Genomic DNA, 12,724 nt, shown 5'->3' with positions numbered 1-12,724 from the left:
GTGAGGCTCTCTGGGATGCCGGCGCGCATCGCGTAGTTGAACGCCACATGCCACCCAGCCGCTCTGCGGAGGGGATAACTCAGCGGTCGGCTGCGGTGTGCACCGCGCGCAGGGCGCTCTGGTGGCTCAGCCAGCCGACCGGCTTGGTGCGGCCGGGGTCGAGAACCGGCACCCCACTCCCGGGGGCGGTGACCAGGGTATGCAGGGCCTGCGCGAGGGGTTGGTCCGTGGTGACGGGCGCGGGTGGCTCGGCGAGTTGCCCGACTCGCTCTGGGGCGCTCCCCGGCTCCTCCGTGAGTGCCTCACCGACGGCCTGAGCGGTGACGACCCCGACGTAGCCCCCGGTGTCGTCGACGACGGGGAGCGCTCCGTGGCCGGACAGGCTCAGCAGGTCGGCGGCGTCGGCGAGGGGTGTGGATGCGGGCAGGGGTGTGGGCAGCGGTTCCATGACCCTGCCGACGTGCTGGGCGCAGATGCGGGCACCAGGGACGGGGCCTTCGAGGTCGATCCCGCGGCGGCGCAGCTTGAGGGTGTAGATGGTGTCGTTCGACATCAGGCGGCCGGTGGCGGTGGCCAGCACGATGGAGAGCATCAGCGGCAGGATGATCGAGTACTCGCCGGTGAGTTCGAAGAGGATGACCACGGCGGTGATCGGCGCGCGGGACGCGCCGGCGAAGACGGCACCCATGCCGACCAGGGCGTAAGCCCCCACTGCGCCCGCTGCGCCGGGCAGTAGAGCATGGGCTCCGATGCCGTACGCGGAGCCGAGCATCGCCCCGATGAACAGGCTGGGAGCGAACACACCGCCTGAGCCGCCGATACCGATCGTCAGGCTGGACGCCAGCATCTTGCCCGTCAGCAGCAGGAACAGGAAGCCGACTGCGTACCCGCCCTCGGTGGCCTTCTCCAGCACCGGGTAGCCGACGCCGTACATCTCCGGAAGAGCCAGCAGCACCAGGCCGAGCGCCAGCCCGCCGACCGCGGGGCGCAGCCATTCCGGACCTCGCCATAGCCAGTCACAGGCGTCCTCGACCAGGTACAGAGAGCGGGTGAAGCCCACCCCGACCACGGCCGCGACGACGCCGAGCAGCGCGAACAGCCCGTACTGGGCGAAGTGGTCGATGTGGAAGTCCGGCAGTTTGAGGAAGGCCACGTCACCGAAGGCGGCGCGGCCGATCACGCTCGCGGTGACGCTGGCCAGCACCGTCGCCCCGAACGCCTCCGCGCTGAAAGTGCCCAGGATCAGCTCCATGGCGAAGAAGACACCGGCCAGCGGGGCGTTGAAGGTGGCGGCGATGCCGCCTGCCGCACCACAGGCGACCACGAGCTTCATCCGCCCCTCGGTCACCTTGGGCACCCGGCCGAGGGCCGAGCCGAGTGCGGAGCCGATCTGCACGATCGGGCCCTCCCGGCCCACGGAGCCGCCCGAGCCGATGCACAGCGCGGAGGCGAGCGTCTTGACCACCGCGACCTTGGGACTGATCCGGCCGCCGCGCCGGGCGACCGCCAGCATCACCTCCGGTACCCCGTGCCCGCGGGCCTCCTTGGCGAACCGGTGCACCAGCGGCCCGTACAGCAGCCCGCCGAGCACCGGGGCGAGCAGCACGAAGTACGGGCCGAGCCACGGCACATGCGGATTGCTCACACCAGGAGTAGCCGCATAGTCGGCGTGACCGGAGAAGGCGTGCGTGAAGCTTTGGATGCACCACCGAAAGGCGATCGAGCCGAGACCGGCCCCGCCGCCGACCACCACGGCGAGCGCCATCAAGCTCCATGAGGCGCTATGCAACCCCGCGAACCTGATTTGAGACGCGAAGCCGCTCGCACGCCTGTCTCCCTTGACCGCCGGTATGGCATCCATTGCTTTCCCTTCCTCAGTTTTGCATTATGCAAGACTCTGGGATGGTTCCAGGCGGGGTAAGCGCGTTGGGAGATCAACAGCACATGGCAGACGCATCCGCTGTGCGGCGTACACGGTCCACGGGACCGGGACTGGGGCCATGGGACTGTCCGCGGCCTCCGGGGGGTGAGCGGGGCAGAGCGGCGCCTGTGGTCGTGCACCAGCCCTTCAGCGCCGGTGGCCGTCAGGTGTCGGTCAGGGGCAATGTGGTCGGTATGGCGCGCAGTGTGGCAGATGTCCTGGCCGTGGTGAGCTGGATCGGCATCGCTCTGGATCCTGAGGAGGCCGGGACCACGCCTTTGATCGAGTGGCGGGGCGGGGGAGTCGATGTCTGGCAGTAGCCGCGCTGGTGGCAGCGGTCGCTCCTCTGGCGCAGCCGGGGCGCGACCGCCGCAGCTCTGCCCGAGATCTCCAAGATGCGCGCGTCCAGCCGGTGAACGCGGCTGACAGTGGACTTGAGGGTGCGTTCCTCGCGTTCATCATGGCTGGTGCGTTCCAGATCCTGTTCGGGCTGTGCAGGCTTGGATCACTGATCCGCTACATCCCCCACCCGGTCGTGTCGGGCTTCATGGGCGGGATCGCGGGGGCCGTTGTGCAGTAGCTGACCCGGTGTGCGGGTTTGGGTGAACATGCGCGAGACCCTCGTACGCTGCAGGTGATTAGCCGTCACTGCTCGTACGAGGGTCCCGCCATGGATGCCACGACCTTCGTCGTCGAAGTGTTCTGCCTCGTCGACGACTGGCTGCACGACCGGCGCCTGCGCCGCCGTGGCCCGCGTCCGATACTCGCCGACAGCGAGGTGCTGACCATCGAATGCGTCGGCGAGTTCTTCAACATCGACACCGATTCCGGTCTGTATGACCACTTCCGCCGCTGGTGGGGTGAGCGGTTTCCCGGTCTGCGCCGGATCCATCGCACCACGTTCGTGCGCCAGGCGGCGAACCTGTGGCGGGTCAAGAGGGAGCTGCGCCGGCATCTGCTGACGCAGGTGGACTGTGATCCGCTGCTGTCCGTCCTGGACAGCACGCCCATCCCTATCTGCCGCTTCGGCCGCACCTACCGCTGCCGCCGCCTGCGCGAGGTGGCCGCCTTCGGCCGCGACGCGACCGCCAAGCAGACCTTCCTGGGATTACGCGCCCACCTGCGGATCTGCTGGCCCGGCGTCATCGTCGACGGCAGGCTCACCCCGGCCAACACCGCTGACCAGGCCGTGGCACCCGACCTGCAGCGCGGCGCGCTGGGCGCGCGTGCTGTGGTCGAGGAGCCAGTCCGTGACGTTACCGCCCTTACGGTTGTGGGAGGTCAGCGATGCGGCGTTGGCGAAGCCGCCCACCAGGAAGAAGATCGGCATCACGTGGACCAGCCAGGTGATCGGGCGGCCCCACGGCAGCACGGCCAGGGCGCTGAAGCCATCCAGGCCGCGGGCCCCGCCGGTGACCACGATGACCATCCAGTGGCCGAGCACCACGATGAGGATGGCGAGCGCCCGCAGCACGTCGACATGGGCGTTCCCGCCCTGGGGGTGTGTGCTCCGCGAACCATTCTCCGAGGTCGAGGCCGCGCGCGTGCGGCGGAATGCCCGTACGCTGCCTGTGCGGGCTCGTCGTCGGCGGGAGCGCTCATGGGCACCGTTGATCCACGTAAGCAGGGCCGCGAGGCTTACGAGCGGCGGGCGTGGCGGGACGCGTATGAGCAGCTGTCGGCCGCCGACCGGCAGGCCCCGCTCAGGGCTGATGATCTCGACTGGTTGGCGCGGGCGGCGTACCTGGTCGGATCCGTCGACGCGGCAACCGAGACTTGGGAGCGGGCCCATCACGCGTTCCTGGACCGAGGGGATGTGGCGCCGGCCGTGCGGTGCGCGTTCTGGCTGGGGCTCACACTCGTTCTGCGCGGCGAGCACGCCCGCGGTGGGGGCTGGCTGGCACGAGCGCAGCACATCCTCGAGAACACGGCGCTGGACTGCGTGGAGCAGGGGTATCTGCGCATCCCGATGGCGCTGCGGGCTCTGGGCGGTGGCGATCCCGAGGGGGCGAGGCGCTCGTTCGTGGAGATCACCGAGATCGCCGACCGGTTCGACGACGCCGACCTGCGGGCACTGGGGCGACTGGGGGAGGGCCAGTCGCTGGTGGCCCAGGGCCGGGCGACGCAGGGTGTGGTGATGCTAGACGAGGCGATGGTGGCGGTGACCACGGGAGAGGTCTCGCCGGTCGCTTCCGGGATCATCTACTGCGCCGTGATCCTCGCCTGCCGCGGGATCTTCGATCTTCGCCGCGTGCAGGAGTGGACCGTGGCACTTAGCCGTTGGTGCGCTACGCAGCAGGACCTCAAGCCCTACCGGGGCCAGTGCATGGTGCACCGTTCGGAGATCATGCAGTTGCGCGGTGAGTGGTCCGACGCGATGGACGAGGCACGGCAGGCGTGCGAGCACCTGTCCGCCCTGCCCGGTGACCCGGCGATGGGCATGGCGCTGTATCAGCGTGCCGAACTGCTTCGGCTGCGCGGCGAGATCTCCCGGGCCGAGAGTTGCTACCGAGAGGCCCGCGCCTGGGGGCACTCGGCGCAGCCTGGATTGGCCCTGCTCCGGCTGGCACAGGCCCGGCTGGACGACGCGACCGCCGCCATTCGCCGGACCCTCGTGGAGACCGAAGGGGCGGAGGAGCGGCTCAGGGTGCTGATCGGCTATGTGGAGATCGAGCTTGCCGCCGGAGGTGTCGAGGACGCTCAGATGGCGGTGGACGAGCTCGGCAAGATCGCGGCCGACTTCGACTCGCCGTACCTGCGGGCGGTGGCCGCGTACGCGCACGGGTCCGTGCTGCTGGCCGCCGGCGATCCGGAGGCCGCGTGCATCGCCCTGCGCCGGGCGTGGGCCGCCTGGCACGAGAACGACGCTCCCTACGAGGCGGCGCGGGTGCGGCTCCAGATGGCGCGGGCGTACCGTCAGGTCGGCGATCACGACACGGCCGAGATGGAGCTGGAAGCCGCGCGCCGGGTCTTCGAGCGGCTGGGCGCGGTGCCGGCGCTGGAGCAGGTGTGGGAGCTCATGGGCCAGAGGGGTCGGGCAGCGCGCACGAGTCCCGGAGGCTTGACCCCGCGCGAGATCGAGGTGCTCCGCCTGATCGCGACCGGTGCGTCGAACCAGCAGATCGCGGACAGTCTCGTGATCAGCGACAAGACGGTTGCCCGTCATGTGAGCAACATGTTCACCAAGCTGGGTGTTTCGTCGCGGGCCGCCGCGACCGCGTACGCCTACGAGCACAACCTCGTGTAGGACCTGGCCCCCTGCATAGAAATACCCACACGGCGTGCACCGGCAAATTGGTTGACACGGCTGAAGCGGACGTCGCTGCCGGACTCGGACCCTTACCTCGTAGGCACCGAGGAAGGAGGCCGTGATGAGCACTCAGGACAGGGCAACACGACCGGAGCGATCCACCGGGCAGGAGTATCGCGGCCGGCTGCTGGCTGCCATGCCGCTGACCGAACGGCGCGTGCAGCTGGGGACTGTGTCCACCGCCGTCCTGGAAGGCGGGGACGGCCCACCTGTCGTGCTGCTGCACGGCCAGGGCGAGTTCGCCGCCATCTGGATCAGGGTGATCCCCGACCTGGTCAGGACCAACAGGGTGATCGTTCCCGACCTGCCCGGCCACGGCGAATCGGTGGTACGCGATGGCCCGCTCGACAGCGAGGCGGTCCTGACTTGGCTCGACGAGCTGATCGACCAGACGTGCCAGGCGAGGCCGCCCGTGCTGGTCGGCCACCTGCTGGGTGGCGCGATCGCCGCGCGGTACGCGGTGCACCACAGCGACCGCCTCGCCCGCCTGGTCCTGGTCGACACGCTGGGCCTGGGCTGGTTCCGGCCGGCGTCGAGCTTCGCGGTCCCCATGATGGGCTTCGTCGCCCGACCGACTCCGAAGAGCCGGGACCGCTTGTTCAATCACTGCTTCCTCGACATGGACCGGGTGGGCGCGCAGGTGGGGGAGCAGTGGGAGCTGTTGCTGGCCTACGCCCTGGACCGTGCCCGCACACCCAGCGTGCAGGCGGCGATGCGCCGCCTCATCCCAAGGGTCGGCATGCCACCGATCCCGTCCGGTCATCTCACGCGCATCGGTGTTCCCACCGACCTGATCCACGGCCGCTACGGCCTTCAGGTACGGCTGCGGACCGCGGAGGCGGCGAGCGCTCGGTACGGCTGGCCGTTGCACGTGATCGAGGACTGCCGCGACGACCCCGCTGCGGAACAACCGGAAGCGTTCCTGGAGGCGCTGCGCACGGCGCTGGGGGCGTCACGAGAGACCGGGGGATCGGGAGAGGAGGAGCCCGAATGAGTACGAGAATGTTCGAGGCCGCCGGACTCGGAGGCGGGCGCATCGGTCTGACCTCCGCTCGGATTGAGCAGCTCAGCACCCGGCTTGAGGGGCCGCTGCTCGCGGCCGGGGACGAGGGCTGGGACGAGGCCGTCCTGGTCTGGAACGCCATGGTCACCGCGACGCCGATGCTGGTCGTCCAGCCGGTCTCGGCCCAGGACGTGGCCACGGTCGTCCGGTTCGCCGCGGACCAGGGCCTGCTGCTGAGCGTCAAGGGCGGCGGCCACAATATCGCCGGCACGGCACTCGCCGACGGTGGGCTGACCCTCGACATGTCCCGCATGCGCGAGGTCACCGTGGACCCGGCCGCCCGCCTCGCTCATGTCGGTCCGGGATGCCTGCTGCAGGACGTGGACCGGGCGACCCAGCGGCACGGGCTGGCGGCGGTGCTCGGCTTCGTGTCCGAGACCGGAGTCGCCGGCCTGACCCTCGGCGGCGGATTCGGCTACCTGACGCGCCGCTTCGGCTGGGCGGCCGACAACCTGGAAGAGGTCGAGATCGTCACGGCGGACGGAAGGATCAGGACCGCGAGCCGGGCGGAGAACCCGGACCTGTTCTGGGCGCTGCGCGGAGGTGGCGGCAACTTCGGCGTCGTCACCCGCTTCACCTTCCGGCTGCACGAGGTCGGCCCCGTCATCACCGGTGGCCTCGCCGCCTGGAGTGCCGACCGGGTGGACGAGGTTCTCGCGACGTACCGGGAGCTCACCGCGTCCGCTCCCCGCGAGCTGACGGCAGTGGCGATCATCCGGCTCGCGCCGCCCGCGCCGTTCGTCCCGGACCAGTGGCATCTCAAGCCCGTCGCCGGGCTGCTCGTATGCCACAGCGGGACCAATGCCGAAGCCGACCTCGCCCCGCTCCGTGCCCTCGGAGAGCCGATCTTCAACCTCATCGGTGCGAAGCCCTACGCAGTCCAGCAGTCGATGCTCGACGCGATGGAACCCAAGGGGCTGAACCAGTACTGGAAGGCCGAGTTCCTCCCCCACTTGCCGGACGAGTACCTTCCCACCTTCCGGGACGCCGCGCTCGACCTCGCCTCCCCCTTGTCTTTCTCCGTCATCTTCCACCTCGCCGGCGCGCTGAACGAGGTCGACGACGGCGGTGCCGTCGGCAACCGAGAAGCCCGGTTCATCAGCGGCTTCTCCGGAGTGTGGCCGCCGCACGCCGACGGAGACCGCATCGTGGGCGCGGTCCGTAAGGGATGGGAGCAGATCCGGCCGTTCTCGACCGGCGGGAACTACGTCAACTTCCAACTGGCCGAGGACGACGCCAACAGAACCGCCGACGCATACCGGGGCACCTACGAGCGACTCCAGCAGATCAAGGCGCGGTACGACCCCGACAACCTCCTCCGCGTCAACCGCAACATCCGTCCGAGCGGGCCGCCCACACACGAAAGTCACGAGCCACCGCTGGAGTAATAGGCACTGCCCGGCGAAGCAGGCCGACGACACCATCAATTGCGGAAGGAGGAGTCAGGACGAGTCAGACTGACTCTTCCGCCGCACGGCATAGCGGACAGGTCAGCCGCCGCGCCGACTGGTCATGTATCACCTTGCCGGGCTGGGCGGGCTCGCGCACTTGCATTGGTTCCGAGTGCACGTGTTCTGTGCAGACAGCGGCGCCACACAGCCGGCAGATGGCTACTGCTGCGGAGGCGCGCCCCGACTGGGCGCATTCATAGCAGTTCATGGGCGGACCTCTCAGCCGAGGGGGCTGACAGCGAGGGCCTGACTCGCTTGCTGTGCGTCTCGGAGTGTCCCGGTTGCAGCTCCGTAAACGTGGTTGCCGCAGCCCATTCGTGGACCCTGTGACATGCAGTCGAGCAAGCACGCGTGGCGGCGTGAACCGGGGAGATCTCCCCCTGTCCGCGCCGACATCATCGGGGACAACTACCTGGCGCTTCCCACCCTTCCTGGGCTCCTCCGCCGTTCTGTCGGGGCTTATCGATGACAGCGCCTACGCCGCCACATGGGCGTGGCGAGCGACTTCGTTGAAGCCATGGGCGGCGAGGGCGGGCCGGACGTGCTGTGGTGGCTCTGGCCATTGGCGCCGACCTGGGCGACAACCACAGCCATCGGTGCCTGCGCCGACGTCGTCGCGCTCGGCATCGTCGAATAGGGGGCTGTGGTCCGCAGTGACGGTGGCCCACCGTCCGCAGGCAGCCCCGACTATCGGGACGGTAGGCCCGGGGCCCGCCTTACGCCTCCAGATCGATAACCGTCTTGACATGCAGTCCACCGCGTGGCGGTGAAGCCGTCGAGTTCCTTGATGCCCCGCTCGGTGTAGCGGCCGTTGCGGCACATGCCGAACCGGCCGTAGGCGCACGCGCCGCACGGCAGGGGTCGGGGCGGCGGACCACGCCGGCCACCAGGTCGCCTCGGTGGAAGCCGGTGGTGCCCGCCGGTGACCGGAGTACCTGGCCGAGGGACTCGTGGCCGATCACGAACCGGTCGCGGCCCTGGGGCGCGCTGCCGTGCTGCCCCTCGGCGATCTCCCGGTCCGTGCCGCACAGGCCCACCGCGACACCCTTTCACCAACAGCTCACCAGGACCCGGCTCAGGACCGGGCAGGGTTTCCAGGCGCAGCGAATCACGCTGGCCGGGCGCGACCGTCAATGCCTCCATGACCGCCCTGAGTCCCCCCCGCGTTCAGAAGAACACGTCAGCCGCCCGCTCCAGGACGTTCCGGTCAAGGGTGCTTGCCCGGCTTGACCGCATGAACCTCGAAGACGTCACCGCACACTCGGAAGGCGTCCGCCGGTGTCCGCAAGGCCCAAGTCGATCCTGGTGGGTATGCCTGGACCTGTGCGGCAGGACGCCAGCACGGCTTGTCCGTCACGCCCTCGACGACGGTGTGCAGGGCCGCGTAGGCGCTGCCACCGGGGCCAAGAGTCACCGCAGGGGCGTCCGGGCCCTGGCGCTCGGCGGGCTCGCCGATGCGGTTGCCCGCGGAGTCGATCAGGGTGACACCGGGGTAGCCGTGGAGCGAACAGGGCTGTGCGCTCGTGTTGGTGAAGACCAAGGGGACGTAGCGGTTGCCCGCGCCGGGCGAGACACGGCCTAGAGACAGGTCGAGGTGGTCGCGGGTGCAGCGGGAGGGCAGAGTGGTCGACTCGTCACTCGGGCCCGTCGTCGGTGCGCTCGGAGTATGCGGAGCGGACTCGGTGGGCGAGGAGGCCGAGGTGGTCGGCGTCGACGGCTCGGCACCGCCGCCTCCGCATGCCGCGGCCGCCAGGACGGCACTCACGATCACGATGCTCGTACGAGAGTGCCGTATGCGGCACCTCCTGCCAGGCGGGTCGACCGCGCGACGGTCGCCCAACTGATCCGTGTTGGTCATCACGGCTGGCTGGGCAGACGAGGGAACGGCGGATACACGTAGCCGGTCCCCCAGAACGGCGCGTATCCGTAGCGCTGGTAGACGCGGTCGTAGAACTCGTTCCGGTCCACGAGCTCCGGGTCGTACTCGGGCGTGTCGACCACCTGGTCCCGGGTCCGGTCAATGCGCACCCGGTCCTCGGTGACGTCGGCGACGGCGTCGACCGGGATGTAACTCTTCTTCTCACCGATACCGAGGAACCCTCCGTGCTCCGTGACGAGGAAGCGGACTTTGTGCTCCTCTTCGTCGACGAGCAGGTCGGAGACCTTGCCGAGTTCGTTGCCCGAGCGGTCGGTGACCTTCCGGCCGCGGCCGTCCTCATCGGCGGTGGTGATCGCCTGGCGGGAGTCGGAAATCCTCGTCAGGACAGGGATGTCGCCGGATTCCATGTGGCCTCCCTTGAACGGCACAACAGGGCAGGCAGACACGACAGCCGAGCCGGGAAGCCCGGTGCTTCCTCCACCTCCGGTTCCCCTCTCGGTGGATGCCATTCCCGGCATTCCTGGCGTTCTTCTAGCGGGTTCGACGGCGTGCGAGGGTGTCCGGAGGGTGACGGAGCGCCCACCGGAGCAGCAGCAGCCCTGCGGTGAGGGAACCACCGAGCCCGGCGGTGAGGTCGGCGACGGTGTCCTCATAGCCGACCGGAATCCCGCTGTGGAGCACATCGACGGCCAGCCACTCGTACATCTCCCACACGACCGCGACCGCGGCGCCCAGGCCGGTGGTGATCAGCGGGACAGCGGCGCGGCGCAGGGCCGGGTCACCAGGCGTGGGCAGCAGGCGCCACCGGGACAGCAGCAGGTGCAGCGTGGCCGCAGTGGCGCCGGGCGTGACGGTGTGTACGACAGTGTCGTACCAGTCGGCCGCGCGGTACCAGTGGCCCACGGACGACCATGTCGCCCAGGTGAGCGCGGCGCAGAAGACAAGATCGAGGAACGCCGGGAGGCGGGTGGCGCGGGGCACGAGCAGGGCCAGGAACATCAGCCCCAGAAGTACGGCGCCTTCCCCGGAGCTGACGGCCACGGCGATGGTGCCGGCCAGCGCCGCGACGCGAAAACCATCGGCGATGAGCCGCACGACGCTGGCCCGGACAACGGGCATACACCTCCGACTGCCCCTTTGAGCACTGGATAGTCGCGCCGCTCGCGGCGTGCCGCGAGCAAGCCCTTATCCGACGCTGTGGCGAATCGAGGGAGACGGCACCGGCCGGAGACGTGCAGTCACGCGCCATTCGCGGAACCCGGCACGTCTACGGCAGCGACCGGCACCGTAGGAGAGAGGGCCTCGGATGCGTGTTGAGCGGATCCACGCGCGCTGCGGGATCATCCCGTTGTTGCTGCTGCTCGCCACGACAGGGTTCGTGCTGCTGCTCTTCCTCGTGCGCGGCAACTGGGGGCGGCTGCGTCAGGGCGACCAGGCGGTGGCCGACGGGCTGAACGATGCCGTGGCCGGACACGACGTGATGGTGAGCGCTCTACGAGTGGTCACCCACCTCGGCGGAAGTCCGATGCTGGCGTGGCTGATGACCGTGGGCGTGGTGTGGCTGCTGGTGCGCCGCCAGATGCGCGCCGCCTTTTACGCGGCGGTCACCGCGGTGGGCGCCTGGATCCTGGTATCGGTGGTCAAGGCGCTGGTGGGTCGCCTGCGCCCGGTCGTCGACGAACCGCTGGTCTCCGAGTCGGGGCTGAGCTTCCCGAGCGGTCACGCGCTGAGCACTCTGGTGTCGTACGGCGTTCTGCTGATCGTGTTCTGGCCTGCGGCAGGCCGGTCCGTGCGTCGGCTCCTCCTCGGCGCGGCGGTGCTGGTCGTGATCCTGGTGGGCTTCACCCGTATCGCGCTGGGAGTGCACTACCTCAGCGATGTCGTCGCCGGCTGGCTGCTGGGCGCCGTCTGGCTGGCGGTCACAGCCGTGGCGTTCCGGCACTGGCGGCCCCGGCGCCTGCTGGGCCGCCCTGTGCCGCCCGCCGTCGGCGGCGACGCAATCGAGCAGTCCCGCGTGCCATCCGCGCTCCCGGTCCTCGGGTCGGTTCCCGAACTGCGACCGGTGCCGCATCCACATGAGCGCGCCCTGCCTCACCCGTGGGTCGGCGTGGCAGAACTGCTGGTCGCCTGGACTCTGATCGCCGGCGCGCTGTACGGCCTGGGAACCCTCGTCGACGGGGCGGGCCCGAGCTCTCAACCGGCCGGCTGGGACCGCGCGGTGACAGAGGACCTGGTGGACCTGCGCACCTCCTGGATGAACGAGGTGGCCGTGGGGCTGCGGGCCCTGGGGGGCGCCCCCGGGATCGTCGCCGGTGTCGCAGCGGTCGGCCCGCTCGCCGTGGCCGTCACGCGCAGCTGGCGGCCGCTGGTTCTGCTGGGCCTGGCGCTGGTGGGTCAGGTCACGCTCTTCCTGGTCACCTCGGCTCTGGTGGCGCGCTCTCGGCCCGATGTGCCACACCTGATCTCCGAGTTGCCGCCCACGGCGAGCTTTCCCTCCGGTCATGTGACCGCCACTCTGGCCCTCACCGCGTGCACGGCGATCATCGTCTTCCGCGCCACCGGACGCCTCTGGCTGCGGTCGGGAGCCGTGATCTTGGCCGTGCTCGTCACGACCACGGTCGCCTTCGAGCGGGTGTACGCGGGTGCCCACCATCCGAGCGACGTCGCTGCCGCCGTGCTGCTGGCCGGACCCTGGACCGCGGCCTGCTGGTGGGTCACCCGGCCGTCCCCGGCGGCCGAGGCGGCGGAACGGTCGGTCCTCCGAGTGGCCGGATAGCTGGTCGGAGCGGAGGAGCCGCATATCGCGCTGTTGCCGGCGCGGAGCCGCACGACCCGCGGTCGGCGCAACTGCACCCCGAGCGTCGCCTCCCGGGGATGCATCTGACCGCACGGCCATGCTCATGGCCGTCCGCCTGACCGATGCCCCATCGGGTACTCGCCGGCCCTGATCGTTTCCGCTTGCCTGACGAGCCGCAGGGCAGCGAGCCCATGGAGTCGCACTCGGACCCGGCTGTCTGGAGCGATCGGCGGGTTCAGCCTGGTTGTGCGGGGTCCGTCCCTCGGCGTAGATCCTATTTTGCCGGAGGGCGGCAAAGTGCGA

The 12,724-nt window shown here is 69.9% G+C and carries 14 protein-coding genes and 1 pseudogene; 8 read left to right on the top strand and 7 right to left on the bottom strand.

Annotation, left to right across the window (positions count from 1 at the left end; genetic code table 11):
• Window positions 1–79 precede the first annotated feature (79 nt).
• Entirely contained in the window at window positions 80–1,765 is a 1,686-nt protein-coding gene (locus tag ACIBAG_RS27885) for a chloride channel protein (RefSeq protein WP_399108570.1), read from the bottom strand.
• 350 nt (window positions 1,766–2,115) lie between these two features.
• On the opposite strand from ACIBAG_RS27885, the gene ACIBAG_RS27880 reads away from it, so the two are divergent.
• The 3 genes and pseudogenes from ACIBAG_RS27880 to ACIBAG_RS27870 form a co-directional block, all read left to right on the top strand.
• Entirely contained in the window at window positions 2,116–2,241 is a 126-nt protein-coding gene (locus ACIBAG_RS27880) for a hypothetical protein (protein ID WP_399108569.1), read from the top strand.
• Window positions 2,242–2,249: 8 nt separating this feature from the next.
• On the top strand, window positions 2,250–2,501 hold the full coding sequence (locus ACIBAG_RS27875; protein ID WP_399108567.1) for a SulP family inorganic anion transporter: 252 nt from the start codon (window positions 2,250–2,252) through the stop codon (window positions 2,499–2,501).
• A gap of 90 nt (window positions 2,502–2,591) precedes the next feature.
• Window positions 2,592–3,083, top strand: a pseudogene (locus ACIBAG_RS27870) (hypothetical protein); the annotation flags it as partial.
• On the opposite strand, the gene ACIBAG_RS27865 reads toward ACIBAG_RS27870, so the two are convergent.
• Entirely contained in the window at window positions 3,030–3,350 is a 321-nt protein-coding gene (locus ACIBAG_RS27865; RefSeq protein WP_399108942.1) for a hypothetical protein, read from the bottom strand. The pseudogene ACIBAG_RS27870 and the gene ACIBAG_RS27865 overlap by 54 nt on opposite strands.
• 51 nt (window positions 3,351–3,401) lie before the next feature.
• Between ACIBAG_RS27865 and ACIBAG_RS27860 the strand changes: the two genes are divergently transcribed.
• From ACIBAG_RS27860 to ACIBAG_RS27850, 3 genes are all read left to right on the top strand, one after another.
• A complete protein-coding gene (locus tag ACIBAG_RS27860; RefSeq protein WP_399108940.1) occupies window positions 3,402–5,168 on the top strand; it encodes a LuxR C-terminal-related transcriptional regulator in 1,767 nt (588 codons plus the stop codon).
• Window positions 5,169–5,292: 124 nt separating this feature from the next.
• Window positions 5,293–6,225 (top strand): alpha/beta fold hydrolase, encoded by a 933-nt coding sequence (locus ACIBAG_RS27855; protein ID WP_399108565.1) that lies wholly within the window; start codon window positions 5,293–5,295, stop codon window positions 6,223–6,225.
• Window positions 6,222–7,682, top strand: coding sequence for an FAD-binding oxidoreductase (locus tag ACIBAG_RS27850; protein ID WP_399108564.1), 1,461 nt, complete (start codon window positions 6,222–6,224; stop codon window positions 7,680–7,682). The genes ACIBAG_RS27855 and ACIBAG_RS27850 overlap by 4 nt, the downstream gene beginning before the upstream one ends.
• A gap of 64 nt (window positions 7,683–7,746) precedes the next feature.
• On the opposite strand, the gene ACIBAG_RS27845 is transcribed toward ACIBAG_RS27850, so the two are convergent.
• Entirely contained in the window at window positions 7,747–7,953 is a 207-nt protein-coding gene (locus tag ACIBAG_RS27845; protein ID WP_399108562.1) for a DUF2180 family protein, read from the bottom strand.
• A 285-nt stretch (window positions 7,954–8,238) separates the two neighbouring features.
• Here ACIBAG_RS27845 and ACIBAG_RS27840 point away from each other — a divergent pair, with 285 nt between their 5' ends.
• A complete protein-coding gene (locus ACIBAG_RS27840) occupies window positions 8,239–8,382 on the top strand; it encodes a hypothetical protein (RefSeq protein WP_399108560.1) in 144 nt (47 codons plus the stop codon).
• A 79-nt stretch (window positions 8,383–8,461) separates the two neighbouring features.
• On the opposite strand, the gene ACIBAG_RS27835 is transcribed toward ACIBAG_RS27840, so the two are convergent.
• From ACIBAG_RS27835 to ACIBAG_RS27820, 4 genes are all read right to left on the bottom strand, one after another.
• Window positions 8,462–8,782 (bottom strand): alcohol dehydrogenase catalytic domain-containing protein, encoded by a 321-nt coding sequence (locus ACIBAG_RS27835; protein ID WP_399108558.1) that lies wholly within the window; start codon window positions 8,780–8,782, stop codon window positions 8,462–8,464.
• Window positions 8,783–8,952: 170 nt separating this feature from the next.
• On the bottom strand, window positions 8,953–9,510 hold the full coding sequence (locus ACIBAG_RS27830; protein ID WP_399108557.1) for a DUF4232 domain-containing protein: 558 nt from the start codon (window positions 9,508–9,510) through the stop codon (window positions 8,953–8,955).
• Between the two features lie 92 nt (window positions 9,511–9,602).
• On the bottom strand, window positions 9,603–10,031 hold the full coding sequence (locus ACIBAG_RS27825; protein WP_399108555.1) for a PRC-barrel domain-containing protein: 429 nt from the start codon (window positions 10,029–10,031) through the stop codon (window positions 9,603–9,605).
• Between the two features lie 124 nt (window positions 10,032–10,155).
• On the bottom strand, window positions 10,156–10,743 hold the full coding sequence (locus ACIBAG_RS27820; RefSeq protein ID WP_399108553.1) for a hypothetical protein: 588 nt from the start codon (window positions 10,741–10,743) through the stop codon (window positions 10,156–10,158).
• A 187-nt stretch (window positions 10,744–10,930) separates the two neighbouring features.
• Between ACIBAG_RS27820 and ACIBAG_RS27815 the strand changes: the two genes are divergently transcribed.
• The gene (locus ACIBAG_RS27815) at window positions 10,931–12,400 is read left to right on the top strand and encodes a phosphatase PAP2 family protein (RefSeq protein ID WP_399108551.1); all 1,470 of its coding nucleotides are present in this window, start codon (window positions 10,931–10,933) and stop codon (window positions 12,398–12,400) included.
• Window positions 12,401–12,724: the final 324 nt, after the last annotated feature.

Origin of the sequence: Streptomyces sp. NPDC051243 (genome assembly GCF_044455405.1) — a bacterium.
GTDB lineage: Bacteria > Actinomycetota > Actinomycetes > Streptomycetales > Streptomycetaceae > Streptomyces.
Note: the sequence above shows the minus strand (reverse complement) of the source record. Positions and strands in the feature narration are given on the sequence as shown.